The sequence below is a fragment of the Campylobacter lari subsp. concheus genome, assembly GCF_008245025.1.
Classification (GTDB): domain Bacteria; phylum Campylobacterota; class Campylobacteria; order Campylobacterales; family Campylobacteraceae; genus Campylobacter_D; species Campylobacter_D concheus.
This window is the reverse complement of record NZ_CP043426.1, coordinates 282,050-298,760: the sequence shown is the minus strand read 5'-3', so window position 1 is coordinate 298,760 and position 16,711 is coordinate 282,050. Positions and strand designations below refer to the sequence as shown.

Here is a 16,711-nt window from a genome sequence, read left to right as displayed (position 1 = left end):
GTGTTTATCCTTTGTCTATTTGACTTATCATATCAAATTTTTCTTTTATCAATACTTTAGCTTCTTCTAAATTTAAATTTTGTATTTTGATTTCTTCACTTAGTCTATAAGTAATCTTAGAAAAAGGTTTAGGTAAGATCATTTTATCCCAACTTTTAAATTCCCAAAAAGAACTTGCTTCATAATTTAGCAAAAAAAGTGGAGTATTTTTTTTCAAAGCTATCATCACAGAACCGTCTGAAACACTATGATAAGGTCCTCTTGGTCCATCTGGAGTAATAATCACATCATCGCCTTGGTCTAAAATTTTAAAAGATTGTTTTAATAAAGCCAAAGCACCTTTACTTGTACTACCTCTTAAAGTATCCAAACCAAAAAAAGCAATATTCCTAGCAATGATTTCTCCATCTTTATGATGTGAAATCATCACATAGGCTCTTTTTCCTTTAATACCCATTTTACGATATGCAAAAGGCATTAGAGCAAGACGCCCATGCCAAAAAAGTATTACACATGATCTTTTTGGAAGCTTTTGCCCTAAATAAACCTTTCTACAAGTTAGAAAAATCAGCCATTGTAGTAAAAAAATTCCAAAAGCTAAAAGATTAATCTTAAAGGATTTCGCCATTTAACACCATACGCCTAGGATTGGTGATTTTTACTTTTTTCATTTGTCCTAATAACTCTTCACTACCTTTAACTTGAATCAAAAAGTTATTATCACTTCTACCTGCTACAAAACCTTCATTTCTTAATTCTTCAAATAAAACTTCAAATTCTTTATCTTTTTGTTTTGCAACAATTTCATCTAAAATTTCTGTATGTCTAGCTTGTAAAATACTCAAGCGTTTTGAAGCTATATCATCAGGAATTTGATTTGGCATAGTTGCAGCTTTAGTTAGTGGTCTTTTAGAGTATTTAAAAGAAAACATTTGCTCAAAACGCACTTTTTCAAGCACATCCATAGTATCTTCAAAGTCTTTATCGCTCTCACCTGGGAAAGCTACAATCACATCAGTGGAAATACTCACTTCTTTACACATAGAACGAAGTTTCAATGCCCTATCCAAATACCACTCTTTAGTATAACCGCGTTTCATAGCCTTTAAAATTTCACTTGAACCGCTCTGTAAAGGCATATGCATAGACTTACATACTTTAGGATTTTTAGAAAAAACCTCTAAAAATCTATCATCCATATGTAATGGATGTGGGCTTGTAAAACGGATACGCTCTAAACCTTCAATTTCACTTAGTCTTTCCAAAAGATCTGAAAAATTAATCTTTTCATGTGCATTAGAAAATCTTTTACCATAATTATTAACATTTTGTCCTAGTAAAAAAATCTCTTTAGCACCTTTAGAAACAGCTTTTAATGCTTCATTTTTAATAATCTCAAAAGGTATAGAAATTTCATCCCCTCTTGTATGAGGCACTATACAATAAGTACAATGTTTATCACAACCTATAGAAATATTAATATAGGTTTTATAAAGGCTATTTCTAAAATCTGCAAAAGCATAATTACTCTCATCAAAATCTATATCATTACCTAAAAATTTTGGAGTATTTACAGCCTTTGTGATTTTAGAAACATTTCTAGCACCCAAAACAAAATCCACATTAGGAGCGCGCTTAAAAATTTCATCTCCTAAATGCGAAGCAGTGCAACCGCAAACTCCTATCTTAGCTCCATTTTTTTTGATTTTTTCAAAACTTCCAACTTCTGAAAAAAGCTTATGTACAGGCTTTTCACGCACCGAGCAAGTATTGATTAAAATCAAATCTGCTTCTTTTGCATCTTGAGTTAATTCGTAATTTTCTTTTTCTTTAAGTTCGGCTATCATATGCTCTGAATCTCTCACATTCATAGCACAACCTAAAGTTTGTATAAAAAGTTTTTTACTCAAAGAATGTGTACCTCATACATAAAATCTGTATCATCTAAACCATATTTGATCGTTCTATGATAAACACATTTTCCTTTTTTTTCAAAATGCTCTACTAAAGCAATTAATTGCTTATGTGCATTATCTTTATCAAAATAGAAAAATTTTTGACCTTCTTTATCCACAGCCTTTTCAATACTTTCTAAACTTATACTTTTTGGCTTTTCATCAACAGAGGTTCTTGCTATTTTTAAATCCATATCATCATCCTCAAGTTTTTTTTAATCTGAAATTATAGCAAATTTTACTTTTAATTAAACTTATTAAAGATATAATTTTATTCTTCAAACTTTTAAAATCCAAAATTAAGGTTGTATTGTCATTATGGAAAAAATCACAGATATAATTGAATCCATTGCTAATGAGAAAAATTTACAAATAGAAGATGTCAGAGAAAGAGTTAAAAAAGCACTTATTAATACTGCTAAGAAAATTTACGGCGATAAGTATGAATTTTTTGTTGATTCAGGTAAAAATTTGCAACTTTATCAAAAAATCATCGTAGTAGCTGATAATGATGAAAGATTAGAAAATGAAAATGAGCATTTTATTGCTTTAAGTAAAGCAAGAGCTGAAGCTAAAGATGTAGAAATTGGTGATGAGCTAACTTATGAATGTTCTTTGGAAAATTTAGGCCGCACCGCTGTAAATATCTTACATAAAGAATTAGAGTACAATATACAAAAACTCTTAGAAGAAAAAATCTATGAAAAATACCAAAAAATGGTAGGACATATGGTTTTTGGTAGCGTCGTAAGAGTAGATAGTGAAGAAAACACTTATGTGGAAATTGATGAGTTTCGTGCATATTTACCTAGAAAAAACCGTATCAAAGGTGAAAAATTTAAAGTAGGCGATGTGATTAAATCTGTTATTAGACATGTATATATTGATAAATCAGGCATGAGAATGGAGCTTAGTAGAACTAGCCCTAAATTTTTAGAAGCTTTATTAAAAGCTGAAGTTCCTGAAATCAAAGATGGTCTTATAAATATTTATGCAAGTGCAAGAATTCCGGGCGAGAGAGCAAAAATCATCTTACAAGCTAATAGCCCAAGTGTTGATGCAGTAGGAGCAACCGTAGGTATAAAAGGAGTCAGAATCAATGCTGTAAGCAAAGAATTAAAAAATGAAAATATTGACTGTATTGAGTATTCTAATGAAATAGCAATTTTAATCACTAGAAGCTTAGCTCCAGCCATTATAAACTCAGTTAGTATTGAAGATAAAAAAGCTATTGTAACGCTAAATAGTGAGCAAAAAAGTAAAGCCATAGGAAAAAGTGGTATTAATATACGTTTAGCTAGCATGCTTCTTGGATATGAAATAGAACTTAATGAAGTAAATAATGAAGATAAAACTAGCAACCAAGAAGAAGCATTTAAAAACCTTAAAGCTTTATTTGGAGAAAATTAAAGCTGCTTACCGACAGTTTGTTCGGTAAGCTTTCTTTCTAAAACCAAATCTACTATAGGTTGTTCTCTTTTATTTGCCTTTTGGCAATGATTTTTATCAAAAAAATCTGTGATTTTAATAACTATTTTAGCCCATCTTTTATCGCGCTCTCTCCAAGCATGAGATGATAAAGACTCCCAAGCATAACCATTAAACAAAGTTGCATTGACAAAATGATCAAGTGCTCTCACGCCTTGTCTTACCCTAGCAGGATTACCAAAAGTACCCACTATAACAATAAAAAGATAACTAATCACCGCTAAAGGAACAATAGCACAAAGTAGTATAGTTCCTGCTAATTTTTCTTTCATTTTTGCCTTTTTATAAATCTTATATTCATACCATTTGCTGATCTTATAGTTAATCTTCCTACAATATCAGGCACAAAATTTTCTTCTAATTCTAACTTATAAGTCCTTAAAATATTAGCTAAAATCAAAACAGCCTCTTGCATGGCAAAGCCCTGCCCTATACACACACGCTCTCCCATACCAAAAGGCATGTAAGTGTCTTTTTTAATCTTGCTTTTATCTTCATGGCGACTTGGATCAAACTCATGTGGATTTTCCCAAAAACTATCATGTCTATGGATAAGCCATGGAGCTACAACTACGCCTGAACCTTTTTTGATAAGCTTATCTCTCATTTTACTTTCATTTCTTGCTTCTCTAGCAAAAAAACCAACCGGTGGATAAAGTCTTAAACTTTCTTTAAACACATTGGTAAGATATTTCATCGCTCTAATATGCTCTATTTTAAACTCCTCATCACCCGCAACTTGCATGATTTCTTCATAAGCTTTTTGTTGCTCATTTGGAGAAATACTTAAAATATATAGTGTCCAAGTTAGCGAGCTTGCAGTAGTTTCATGTCCTGCTAAGAAAAGCATGGCAACTTGATCTAAAATTTCATTAAAAGAAAATCTCTCATTAGTATCTGCATCTACTACCATAAGCAATGATGATAAAATATCTTCATATTTTCCTTGATCATTTGTAGCATTATCATATCTTGGCTTTATAATATCTGATAAAACCTTGCGTATAACTCCACCTGCTTTAAGTCTTTTTCTCTCACCTAAAAGATTTGACAGCCAAGTTGGGAAACGAAACATTCTTCGCATAGCTGTTTTAACTGTTTCTTCTTGCACAGTTACAAAAGCATCTAAAACAAGTTTACCTTTTTGCTCATCAAGTTTTGATGACATGATAGTTCTAAAAATCACATCTGCAGTTACAAAAGTCATAGCTTCATCTACTTCTACAATCGCTTTATCTTCATACTTTGCAAATCTTGCCATCATATCCGAAGCTGCTTCACTCATTAAATTAAAAACCTTAGAAATCCTTGTCATTTCAAAAGAAGGTCTTAAAAGCTCTCTTTGCTTTTCCCATACTCTATCATTAGTTGTAAAAATGCTTATACCTAAAAGTGGCTCTAAAAGCTCGTGTAAAAGTTGGCTTTTTGGGTATTCTCTAACCTCATCTACCATAATGCGTCTAACTTCTTTTGGATCATTTACCACATATAGATCAAATCCGGGCATTTTTACTCTACCCATCATCATCTTATAACTTCGCTCATAAAGTCCATCAAGCCATGATCTTCTTTTTAGTAAAAAAGTAGTTAATGTAGAAGCTTTATTTTTATAAGGCTTTGGATGAAAAGGACACTGACCCATGTTTTTCTCCTATTTGATTTTTTCTTCTAATCTATTTTTACCTATGATAAATTCAAAAAAGTTATATACCCCTTGAATTTGTGTGGCAAATAAATATAAAAAATGTGCTTTATATTTGTCTTTTTTGATTTTTTTATAATCTTTACTTTTATATAAGGTATGAAATTTAGCTGAAAGGTATTTTGGATTAAATTGTGCTTTTACTCCACTTGTGCGTATGAAATCAACTTGTGCAAAACAAGCTCCATCAATAATAGAAGTAAAATCATACCATATTAAATTTTTACTTCCTAAATACTCTAAGTCTTTTCTAAACTCAAAAGATCTTTTTTGATAGCTTACTAAAGGTATGCATTCACCCAAAGTTAAAACCTTTAAATTTTCAAAAGATATATTTTCTTTTTCACATTTTCTAAGCACTTTTGCTAAAACATTTATACAAAGTACTGTTCCTACGCTATGTGCGCTTAAGATGAGCTCATAATTTTTATCATTTGTATTTTCTTTTAGTTTTTCAAAAATAACCCTAGCAAAATCATCCATTCTTAATTCAAGCTCGCCCTGAGAATTTTTCTCCCAGTTTGCACAAAAAGAACAAATTCTAGCTATCCAAAAAACAGCTAATTTCTTGCCTAATTTATAAAACATTTTTGGTAAAAATACTAAAGATAAAATAAAAGCTAAAGTTCCTAAAACAATATGAAAATTTTGCAAATAAAATAAGCTTCCAAAAGCACAAAATAAAGTAAAAATCAAACTCAAAAGTACATAAAAAAATGGATAATAGCCTGTAATGAGCTGATGTGGGGATTCTTTACCAAATTTTAAAAAAAGTCCTGTGATAGTATAAATTCTAAAAAAACTATAGCAATCACTCAATGCATCTTTTATACCCTCTGACCAGTTTTTTTTAACTATATCATTCCAATTTAAAAAAGTATAAGTGGTGTTTGTATGCATAGTTTGAATTTGCCAAAAAGGATAAGTGTTAACTTGAGCTTTTGATAAAGTATAATCATAATTTAAAAGTGTATTTTGCTCGGCTAAATTTTTTTTAAACATAGCATAATAATGCCTATATCCCCTAGGATCATAACCAGCTATATAAAAAACATCTCTTTTTTGACACAATTTATCCATTAAAATCCCAAATAAACTCAAAATGAATTTAAAAATATAGCTAAAGTTGCTATCTTTGTCAAATACTTATTTAAAGGCAAAATGAGGGGTTTTTACTCTGAAATTATTCATTAAAAAATATTTTATAAAATAAATAAAAAATTATAAAATCAAGAAAGAGCTTATGGATGTAATCTTACTAGGTGGCAGCAATAGTGTAGTTAAAAATGGTCTTAGAATAGGTCTTGAAAATAAAGACATTACGCTACATAATTATGCTTTAGGACTTAGCACTTCTTTGCAAAATCTTTATGAGCTAATGCGCCATGAAAATACTATAAATAAAAGTGATTTTATCATTAGTGAATCAAATATCAATGATTATTTAAGCCCTATGAGTTTAAATATTATACTTAGAAATATTGATTATTTTTACGAAGAACTTTACAAAGCAAATAAAACCACCATAGTACTTACACTCCCTATACCAGCTTGTAATGATAAATCAAAAGCTATCAATGAAGCTCATAGGAAAAATTGTGCTTATTATGGTTTTAATCTAATTGATGTAGATCTTTACTACCAAAAAAATAATCTTTATAATTTTGATCAAAATTACAAATTCCACCCTATGCCACTAGCCATGCAAGAGCTTGGTAAAAATATCATTAAAAATTTACACAGCTTCAAAAAATCTAAAGAAAATATTATTTGTTCAAAAAGAAAATATCACATCTTTGCACCTTCAAATTTAACTAAAATAGAGCATAAAAACTCATTTTTTTGTGAAAAAATCACAAAGATTAAAGTCGGAGAAAAAATCATTTTTCCAAAAGAGCTAAAAGGCTGTCAAATTTTAGGTATACACACCTGGAATCACACTAGCTCATCAACCCATGCTATATCATCTATAAGCATTGAAAACTCATCTTTTAAATTAGTAAAAAATTTTGGACTTATCAATACTTTTCAAGATATACAAAATGAAAAAGCAATTTGTGATGAGCAAACCTTTTTGTATGTTAATACACAAATTATCAAACAAAGTGAGGAAAGTTCGGGCTTAAACATGGCAAATGAAAAAACATTAAGGCTTAATTATGTAGATTTAATAGGAATTTTGCTTTTAGAAAATGATAGCGACAAAAGAATAGAATACAAAAATCATCTTATAAATACCCATGAACTTTTAATACCACCTATAGCATTTTATAAAGAATTAGCACTAGAATATCATGAACTAGTAAAACTTGACACACAAACATTTTTACAAAGTCAAAATCATAATCTTTTGCGTTTTTTAAATCACAAAGGCTTAAAAAATGAATATGAAATTTTTATCCATGAAAACAATCAACTTTATGGAGCTAGTTTAAGGATAAAAGAAAGATTAAGCTATAAGCTTGGAGAAGCTATCATGAAAAATAGTAAAAGTTATCTAGGATATTTTAAAATACCTTTTGAATTAAGAAAAGTCAAAAAAGAGCATTTTAAAAATCAAAAAGATCAAAAAAATTTACCACCGCTAAAAGCTTATGCAGACTATAAGCACGCTCAAATAGCCAAAACACACTTACCTTATCTTTTAGGCAATGCTCTTTTGCAAGCTTCAAAGACTCCTTTTAAATTAGGTTATCTCACCCTGCCTTTTAAACTTAAAAAAATTGCAAAAAATTATAAAAAGAAGTTTTAATCTAAACTAGTATTTTTGAAGAAATTTCCATTGACTTGGGTTTTATATATCACATAATTTCTAAATTTAGCGTGCAAAACCGCATCAGGCTTATATGCTCTACACTCTTTCCAAAAAGTATGCAAGCTTTTTTGATAAGTTAAACCTTCTATATCATAAAAGGCTTTTCCCATAACTTTTAAAGGGCTGTTGTGATATAAAGCAGAAAGTCCTACTGTGCTATTTATGACTATAGTACCTCTTGCATTGATTAAGAGTGTAGGTAAGTGTAAGTCATGTACATATAAAATTCTACCCTCAACATTGTATTTTAAGCTCAAATCTTCTATAAGTTTTGTGTAATCCCTATAACCACGATCCATAGGATGATGCTTAAAAACTAGATAGGATTTTGCTTTAGCATGATTAGCAAAAGAAACAATCACTTCTTCTATAAATTTTTCTGTACTTTTTTTATAGTGATGGGATAGTTGAGTATCATTATGCACTTGCAAAATAGCTAAAAAATACTTTTGTTTTAAAGAAAGAATTTTCTCGTTTAAACTTTTTTCTGTGATTTTGTATTTGTTTTTTCTATATACTGAGCAAAACCAAGGCAAAAAGTCAAATAATTTTAAACTTCTATGGTGTAAAGAATTATTAAAATACCAAGAAAATAAAAAAGCAAAAAACCAATACAAAAATGAAGCAAAAGCCATATTTTTAAAAGTACTTGAAAAAGTTTTAAATTTAAAATCTTTATCAAATTTTTTCTGACTTAGATAAAATTCTTTTTCTCTTGGTAGGGTCGAGTTTGCATTCACTCCATCTTTTTCAAAAGTAATGAAGTTTGGTCTTATGTAACCTTCTTCAAAAATCCATACTTCAATACCCATTTGCTTGGCTACACTGATGGCTATCTCATGAACTTTTCTACAATCATTATACATCAAAATAACTTGAATTTGCTTTTCTTCAAAAAGCTTTTTATAAAAGTCTTCAAGCTCGGCTAAGCTTTTGGTATAATTAATACTTTTAAAAGGATAAAATAAAAAATCTCCTCCATTAAAATTTACTTTATAAACCTTAGCTTTTGGGATTTTTGTAGCAATTTTACGAAAAAATCCACCCACGGGCCCTTGGAGCAATAAAACATTTTTACCAGAAAATTTTTTTAATTTCTTACTTAAATTCATCTAATCAAAATAAATTCTATTAATCTTCTTATTTTTCTTAATATATAAATTCTTATATCTATAAACCAACGTAAATAAAATTTAGAAAAATAATCTTTTTGCATTTTTAACATTATATCTAAAGCAAGCTCAACTTCACATAAATTTTTACTTTTTGGATGGATGTATCTTGGATAAAGGATCAAAACCCCCGTAACAAGCTCTTCTAAACTAAGCACTCTTGTGCGTCTTGGAATTTCATATAAATCGCTTGTCAAGCCCCAGCCAGCATAAAAAGGTTTACCATATACCACTACTTTTTTACCACGCAAAAGAGCGTCAAAACCACTTGTAGAAGTTATAGTATGCACTTCATCGCATGCATTTATAGCGCTATCTATGCTAACATTTTCTATAATCTCATCGCAGTATTTTAAAATAATGCTTTTATCTTTTAAACCCTTACGGTTACCGCTTAAAACATCAGGATGGGGTTTAAAAACTATAAAGGCGTTTTCATTGGCCTTTCTTACACTTTGTAAAAGTTTTAAAGTATCATAACCTGCACCACCTAAGATCATAGAAGCATCATCTTCTACTTGAGCTGGGATTAAGATGATTTTTTTATTGGTATTAAAATTTAATGTTTCATGTTTTAAACCATTATACTTTGAAAATTTATTTTGTGTAATGGTAGTAATGAGTTTTTCGGCTCTTTGTTTTAGATTTTCATCAAAAACATAATTTTGTAAAATATCTTCTAAATCACTTGGCTTGCTTGGATCTACATACAAACCCTTGCTATCTACTATCAAAGAAAAAGGACGTGTAAGATCTGAACCTAAAAAAACAGAGCGTAAAAAGCCATCTTCTACTAAGAAAATTTCATTATTAAAATCTTTAGCCAGTGAAGTTTTATCATACTTTTTACCCCAAATGAAAATTTTATCTTCAAAATTTAACTTAGCTTTATAAAGCTCATCAAGTGAGTTTAAAAAAATGACTTTATTATTTTTAGCTTTAAAAAAAGGTTTTACAAACTCTCTTTTCCATTTAGAAAAACCTAAAAAATACAAAGTATTTGAATTAGCTTGCTCTATCTTTTTATATTTTGCTAGGGTATAAATAGTATCAAAAATATCACTTTTTTGATTTAAATAAGGATTAAAATACTCGCTATATAAAATATAAGCAGCATAAAAAACCTCTTCTAAAGTTCTTTTTTTAAGCCTTCTTTTGCATATTTGTTTATCTTGCGTTAAACCCCAACCTGCATAAAATGGCATGCCATAACACACACATTCGCATCCCAACATCAAAGCTTCAAAACCCATACCAGAAGTCTTAGTATAGACTTTTTTAAAATAACTTAATAGTTCTATGGGATTATAATTTTCTTTTATAACTACACAATTATTTGGCAAATCTTGCACATCAAAATCACTTTGTTTTTTACCACTTAATACATCGGGATGAATTTTAATATATATTTTAGTATTTGGGTTTTCCTTAATAGCTTCATTTATCATATCTTGAGTTGAAAAACTACCAGCTAAACCAAATTTTAACGAAGCATCATTTGCTACTTGAGTGATGATCAATACGCGTTCTTCATTAGTACCAAAAAGCTCTTTTGGTATGCAAAGGTTATTATTATATTTGCTAAGCTTTTCTTTTTTTATAAGCTCTATGGTCTTTTTTGCTTGCTCTAACTCCTCATAGCTGAATTCATAGGTATTTAAAATATTTTCAAGCTTAGATGGTGCAGTTGCATCGTAATAAATTCCTACATCATCTTTGACGATAGAAAAACTTGGACTTTTTTCTACACCTAAATTTAATGAGCGCAAAAAGCCGTCCTCTAGCAAAATCAAAGAACCATTAAATTTTTTATATAAAAAAGAAGCCCATCTGCCAGTGCGTTTTCTTCCCCATCCTGTGAATTTTTTTTTATAAAATATTTGAATAAAATTGTTTATATAAAAACAATAACCATTTAGCACTTTTTTATACCTATAGCATCTATAATTTGTTCTAATCTTTGTTTCCACGTATGATTTTTTACAATAAATTCTACTCCTTTTTTCAACCTTATCTTATCATCTTCATTTAAACCATCTTTTTTAAACCTATATAGTAAATCTTTTAATTCTTCCTCGGTTTGAAATGAATAGCAATAGTCTTTGAAATATTTTTCAACAGCTGGCGTATGATTAGTAATAGCTACACCTCCACAAGCTATAATCTCTATAAGTCTTCTTGAAAACATGGTAGGGGAATTTTCTATAGTATTAACATTTAAAGAAATTAGATATTTTTTATATATTTCTGCAGTTTTTTCATACTCAACTGAAGGATAAATTTGCATACCTTTAAAATTTGGATATCTATAATTTATAGATTTTCTATTTGAATTTCTATCATAAACATCAAGGTTATTTATCTTGGATGATAATTTAAACATCATATCTTGATAAAATCTTCTTTTTTCATGTATATGCTTTGAATAACTTCCAACAAAATTCGCCTTAGTTGATATAAAATTAAATCCAGTAAAATTATGAAATTTAGATTGAACAGCAAAAGGTAAAACACCTACATAAGAATTTTTTCCTACATAAGATTTATATTTTGATATACAATTTTCATCAACAGTAAATATAAAATCAAACAATTTTGCACTATTGATAAATCTATCAAAATGCACATAATCTTCTTTATTCCAAAATACCGTAGGAATATTTAACATTTTTGCAGAATTAACAAGCTTTTGTAATTTTCTGTTATTTCTCTTTGGATAATCAGGATATGAAGCAATTTTATATTTCCATTTATTTTTAAAACCATGCCAAGCTGACTCAACAAATAAAAAATCAGGTTTCCAAAAATAAAATACTAATTTATAATTTAATGGAGTGATATTTTTTATAATTACCCCATCCTCTACTTTTAAAGAAGCATAGGTTAATTCATCAGCAATTAAGGCTATTTTTAACATACTTACTCACACTGCAATATTTTTAATATAAATTAATATATTATATTTTCTTGCTTCCAAACTTTAGATAAAAATTTAACATATTCATCCTTATATCAAGTTTTATTAGTCTAATTTACAAAAGATTATAAACCTTACCTTAGAAATTAAATTTGATTTTGTGAAATAATTTAGAAAGTAACTTATTCCTTACATCTAACTTCTAATTCATTAGAATTAATTTAATGTTTTATCTGAATCAAAAATTACAATCATAAATTATTCTCATTTAATTCTGCAATATTTATAATATTAATTTGCTTGGCAATTTCTTTAAACGAAGTCTCAAATTTACTTTCAATATTATTATCATGATTATTAAAATCATATGCTTTGTCTATATAAAGATTTCTACCTTTAAAACCATCAAAACCAACTATAAAACATTTTTTCACACCCATTTGCACCAATAATTTAAGCATCATAATACCGCCAAAATCAGACAAAATTACTTCATCAACTATACTACTATAATTTAAAACAAAATCTGGTTTTAAAACTCCGGGATTTATATTTGATGTTAAAATAATTTTAATATCACTTACAGGACTTATTATTTGACCATATCTTTTCGCATTGCTAATAAATACGCAATCAACTTTTATATCTTCTGGTATATAATTAATTGCAATGATTTTAAATTTACAATTTTGTTTTTTTAGTTTTACTATTTTGCTTTTTTCTTCTTGCGTACTTAATCCCAATCCTAACAGCAAGATTTCAAAACCTTCAATTTCTTTTTTTAATTTTTTCAAATCTTCTTCGCTATTAATATTTTTAGATTGATATTGAAAATACTTCTGACTAATATATTCTTCATCATAAACCATTTTCTTATCTTCTGCAAGCGATATAAGAATTTCTTTAACAGATTTAATTGACAATGTTTTTTTATTGAGTAAAAATCTCACATAAGAATGATGGGTCTTAGTTATAGCAGCCAAATAATACAATAACGAATATCCCCAAGGATTTAGTTCTTTTTCTTTTGAGATATAAATATCAATAATCTCTAATATTTGATCAATATCATAATTGGCTTCAAATTTTTCATTTAGATACGATAGTATTAATTCTGTATTAGCGTTACCCGCACCTTTTCCCATTCCAAACACAGACGAATCTAGTATAATTTCTCTTTGGGTATTATGCTCAATCAGCTCAACACAATTTGAATAAGCTAATTGTAGATTATTATGCGAATGATAACCTAACTTTATATTTTTATTTAAGTTACTATCCAAGATAAAAAATTTTTCCATTAAATCGTATTTATTCATAAAGCCATATGTATCAACGATATAAACAGCATAAGGATTAATTTTATTAGAAAGCTGAATCAGCATTGTCAACTCTTGTAAATTATAATCCATAATATTAACTGGTTGCAAAAGAACATTATATCCCAATCTTTGCAATTTTTCTGCGATCCCTCCCGCTTCCATCAATTGTTTTTTTCTAAACATCAATCTAAATCCAAAAATTAAGATATTATTATCACGTTGAGGAATATTTGATATATCGTATTCGCCTATTTCTATCATAGCGACAAATAAAGAATTATTCGGTTTTAACATAATATTCCTAATATCTGTAATATGACTACTATCAAGATCTAAATAGGAATCATTTTTTAAAAAACCGAGTTCTATGTAATCAACTTTAGACAATCCTAGTCTTTCTACAATATTAGCAATAACACCTTTTCCAAATTTCCAATTATTTAAATATCCGCCATCTCTAAGAGTACAATCTAACACACCAATTCTCATAATACCCTTCTAATATAATCAAGTTTATTGGTTTTAAATTTCTTTTCTATAATTTTTAATACCTTTTCCAAGTCATTTTTTGTATCTACTGAAAGCGTATGAATATTTTTCTTCACCAATATCGCCTTGAATATTTTATTATATTCGGTAAATCTTAACATATCAATACCTTCTATACTCTCTAAAATCAAGGGCTTTGAATTGTTATAAAAACTTAACATTTTCTCATTAAAACCTATAATACCAATGTGTTTATAGTAATCAAATTGTAAATACTTATAAGGATACGGAATTGGGGTACGAGACATATACACTATATTATCGTGAGTATCGCAAACAACTTTAATATTACTAGGATCTACAACTTCCACGGGATTCATCATCCTAGCTATAATATTTGTTCCAAATTCAATATCTTGTGGTATATCTTTTGGAATAACCAAATCAATCAAATTCGCATCCACCAAGGGTTCATCACCATTAATTTGAATATAATAATCACCTTTTATATATCTTGATACTTCAAAAATTCTATTCGCAGCAGTTAAATGATCTTCTCTAGTAATCATATATGGAAACTTATATTTTTCACATATCTCAACAATTTTTTTATTATCTGTTGCAACTATAACATCTGTTAACTTTTTACTCCTAATAGCTTGCTGATAAACCCACCATATCATTGGCTTACCAAAAATATCAACCAATGGTTTCCCTGGAAATCTTGTAGATCCATATCTAGCTGGGATAACTCCTATAATCTTCATACATCTTTCCTCAACTTCCTAATTTCAAGTAACAACCTGATATACCCACCCTTATACCAAGTTTTATTAGCTTGTATAAGAGCTTGACCTAATTTATAAGTAAAACACTCCTTTTCCTTTAAGGCTTCTTGATAATCAAGATAATCTTCTAATGGAGGTAGCTTTAAAGAAGGATCTTTTTTTATTTTTTCTTGGTAGATTTTTTGTTCTTGTTTGTGTTTATCTTTTATATAAGATAATACAAAAAGCATTCTTATGTAACCTAGTATAGATTTTGAATTAACTATCATAGCTTGACCTAGTTTATATGAAAGTTGATTTTGAATACGGAATATTGCAGATTGAGAATATATAATTTGCATTCGCTTAATAATTGGTTTTGGTTTATTAATTTTTTGTTCTTTTAATTTTATTTTTAATTTTTTATAAACAATATCTTGTTCTAGATTTAATATTCTTAGTTTTTTCTCCTGAATATCATATGAGTTTAAAATTATTTTTAAATTGTTTTTTTCTTGATTTAATTTCTGGTTTTCTTGGAGAAGATTGTTTTTTTCTTGATTTAATTTCTGGTTTTCTTGGAGAAGATTGTTTTTTTCTTGATTTAATTTCTGGTTTTCTTGGAGAAGATTGTTTTTTTCTTGATTTAATTTCTGGTTTTCTTGGAGAAGATTATCTATTTTAAAAGATTTATACAAATTTCTATTGTATATTTGTTCTAATAAATTATTTACCATCGTATTTTCTTTCATTGGCTATTTATTTTTTGTAAAGTAAAAATATATCTGTTGCGATACATATTTTGCAAAATAAAAAGGATTTATAGAATAATCTGATCTACAGTATATTTTTCTAGGATTAACTGTTTTGACATGTTCAATTGGAAAAAAATTTAAATATAAAATTTCCTCATCTTGTTTTTTAATATCATAGTTCTCAACACTACCATAACAAACCCCATGCTTTTTAGCAATATAACACGGATAAAGCATATCAGTATTCATATTTCCGATATAAAAATCAACACAATGAGCTATGTTGATTTTTTCCGCAGATGAAAATCCAAATATATTAAAACTTTTAATTTTTAAATTTTTACTCAAAGAATGTATATAAAATATCTCATCCATATTTATCAAACCATAAGCTTCTTTTCCATAATACAAACTAGAGGTTAGACTATCTAGTACAATACATACTTCATCACCATACATTTTTCTTAAACTTTCTGATAATTCAATAATGCCTTGCTCTTGTTCTATCCATTTTCTACCCTGTCTTGCAACACTAATCCAAATTTTATATTTATATTTTATAATTTCTTGTATGATAGAATTTCTAAACTCTAAAGAATTTTTTAGAGAAATGTTTTTTAACCAAAAATAAAATTTTTCCTTCATGTTAAAAGTACATTCATCTTTAGTGATAAAATTTCTAATAGGCCTCCATACTACAAAATCATTCTCTATAATAAATTGATTCGCTGCGTCATCACTTATAAATTCATATGTAACAATATCATCATAGTTTAAATCTATATATTCGTTTTTAACCAAAGAAAGAATAGATATTACCCTATCTTTCATAATTTTATTTTTTATAATAAAAAATTTACATAAAAAGTCTTGAAAATAATGCCATGGCCTAGGATAACTATTAAGAAAAAGTATTTTTCGCGAAGTTTCTAGTTTTTCATAATTATATATATAAAAAATTTTATAAAAATCTATATTATTATCATATAGAAAGCTAATTTTCATTTTTAATGTATTTAAAGCATTTTCTACTTGCTCTTTGGAAATTTTAGATAAGATGTTTATCTTATTAGATTCAATGTCAATTACCATATCAATAGAAAATTTTTGAACTAATATAAAAAATTTTTGATTTACTTTTAGAAATAAAAAAACATATTCATCAGATACTAAACTAGTAATAATATAAAATTTATTATCTTCAATATCATTTTTACCAAATTTTAGTAAATTAAGCAAACACTCATAATTTAAATATTGATATAGTCCTCCACCAATTTGAATATTATATTTTTCTATATTAAACTCTATATTGCATGTATACATTAT

At 27.9% G+C, this 16,711-nt stretch carries 15 protein-coding genes; 2 read left to right on the top strand and 13 right to left on the bottom strand.

What is annotated here, in order from left to right:
* Positions 1-4: 4 nt before the first annotated feature.
* The 3 genes from CLCT_RS01630 to CLCT_RS01620 are packed head-to-tail and all read right to left on the bottom strand — an operon-like array spanning position 5 to position 2,149.
* Positions 5-628, bottom strand: coding sequence for a lysophospholipid acyltransferase family protein (locus tag CLCT_RS01630; RefSeq protein WP_039668042.1), 624 nt, complete (start codon positions 626-628; stop codon positions 5-7).
* A complete protein-coding gene (gene miaB / locus CLCT_RS01625; protein ID WP_149062058.1) occupies positions 612-1,910 on the bottom strand; it encodes a tRNA (N6-isopentenyl adenosine(37)-C2)-methylthiotransferase MiaB in 1,299 nt (432 codons plus the stop codon). Before miaB ends, CLCT_RS01630 begins: the two co-directional genes overlap by 17 nt.
* Positions 1,907-2,149, bottom strand: coding sequence for an HP0268 family nuclease (locus CLCT_RS01620; protein ID WP_039617566.1), 243 nt, complete (start codon positions 2,147-2,149; stop codon positions 1,907-1,909). Before CLCT_RS01620 ends, miaB begins: the two co-directional genes overlap by 4 nt.
* Before the next feature lie 124 nt (positions 2,150-2,273).
* Between CLCT_RS01620 and nusA the strand changes: the two genes are divergently transcribed.
* Positions 2,274-3,365: a transcription termination factor NusA gene (gene nusA / locus CLCT_RS01615; RefSeq protein ID WP_149062057.1), complete on the top strand. Its 1,092-nt coding sequence runs from the start codon at positions 2,274-2,276 to the stop codon at positions 3,363-3,365.
* On the opposite strand, the gene CLCT_RS01610 is transcribed toward nusA, so the two are convergent.
* The 3 genes from CLCT_RS01610 to CLCT_RS01600 are packed head-to-tail and all read right to left on the bottom strand — an operon-like array spanning position 3,362 to position 6,225.
* Positions 3,362-3,715 carry a M14 family metallopeptidase gene (locus CLCT_RS01610; protein WP_039627957.1) on the bottom strand — a complete coding sequence of 118 codons (354 nt, stop codon included), beginning with the start codon at positions 3,713-3,715 and terminating at the stop codon, positions 3,362-3,364. The two genes, nusA and CLCT_RS01610, sit on opposite strands and share 4 nt — an antisense overlap.
* Positions 3,712-5,085: a cytochrome P450 gene (locus CLCT_RS01605; RefSeq protein ID WP_149062056.1), complete on the bottom strand. Its 1,374-nt coding sequence runs from the start codon at positions 5,083-5,085 to the stop codon at positions 3,712-3,714. The genes CLCT_RS01610 and CLCT_RS01605 overlap by 4 nt, the downstream gene beginning before the upstream one ends.
* Before the next feature lie 9 nt (positions 5,086-5,094).
* Positions 5,095-6,225: a DUF829 domain-containing protein gene (locus CLCT_RS01600; protein ID WP_149062055.1), complete on the bottom strand. Its 1,131-nt coding sequence runs from the start codon at positions 6,223-6,225 to the stop codon at positions 5,095-5,097.
* 163 nt (positions 6,226-6,388) lie between these two features.
* Here CLCT_RS01600 and CLCT_RS07705 point away from each other — a divergent pair, with 163 nt between their 5' ends.
* Positions 6,389-7,897, top strand: a complete 1,509-nt coding sequence (locus CLCT_RS07705) for a DUF8374 domain-containing protein (protein ID WP_211352619.1) — start codon at positions 6,389-6,391, stop codon at positions 7,895-7,897.
* Here the strand turns inward: CLCT_RS07705 and kpsS are convergent.
* From kpsS to CLCT_RS01560, 7 genes are all read right to left on the bottom strand, one after another.
* Entirely contained in the window at positions 7,894-9,072 is a 1,179-nt protein-coding gene (gene kpsS / locus CLCT_RS01590; protein ID WP_149062054.1) for a capsule polysaccharide modification protein KpsS, read from the bottom strand. The genes CLCT_RS07705 and kpsS overlap by 4 nt on opposite strands.
* Positions 9,069-11,054 carry a capsule polysaccharide biogenesis protein gene (locus tag CLCT_RS01585; RefSeq protein WP_149062053.1) on the bottom strand — a complete coding sequence of 662 codons (1,986 nt, stop codon included), beginning with the start codon at positions 11,052-11,054 and terminating at the stop codon, positions 9,069-9,071. Before CLCT_RS01585 ends, kpsS begins: the two co-directional genes overlap by 4 nt.
* A complete protein-coding gene (locus CLCT_RS01580; protein WP_149062052.1) occupies positions 11,048-12,049 on the bottom strand; it encodes a CgeB family protein in 1,002 nt (333 codons plus the stop codon). Before CLCT_RS01580 ends, CLCT_RS01585 begins: the two co-directional genes overlap by 7 nt.
* 251 nt (positions 12,050-12,300) lie before the next feature.
* A complete protein-coding gene (locus CLCT_RS01575; protein ID WP_149062051.1) occupies positions 12,301-13,860 on the bottom strand; it encodes an aldolase catalytic domain-containing protein in 1,560 nt (519 codons plus the stop codon).
* Positions 13,857-14,627, bottom strand: a complete 771-nt coding sequence (locus tag CLCT_RS01570; protein ID WP_149062050.1) for a 3-deoxy-manno-octulosonate cytidylyltransferase — start codon at positions 14,625-14,627, stop codon at positions 13,857-13,859. The genes CLCT_RS01575 and CLCT_RS01570 overlap by 4 nt, the downstream gene beginning before the upstream one ends.
* Positions 14,624-15,364 (bottom strand): DUF8374 domain-containing protein, encoded by a 741-nt coding sequence (locus CLCT_RS07735; RefSeq protein ID WP_249040755.1) that lies wholly within the window; start codon positions 15,362-15,364, stop codon positions 14,624-14,626. Before CLCT_RS07735 ends, CLCT_RS01570 begins: the two co-directional genes overlap by 4 nt.
* A gap of 18 nt (positions 15,365-15,382) precedes the next feature.
* Positions 15,383-16,708: a hypothetical protein gene (locus CLCT_RS01560; protein WP_149062049.1), complete on the bottom strand. Its 1,326-nt coding sequence runs from the start codon at positions 16,706-16,708 to the stop codon at positions 15,383-15,385.
* Positions 16,709-16,711: the final 3 nt, after the last annotated feature.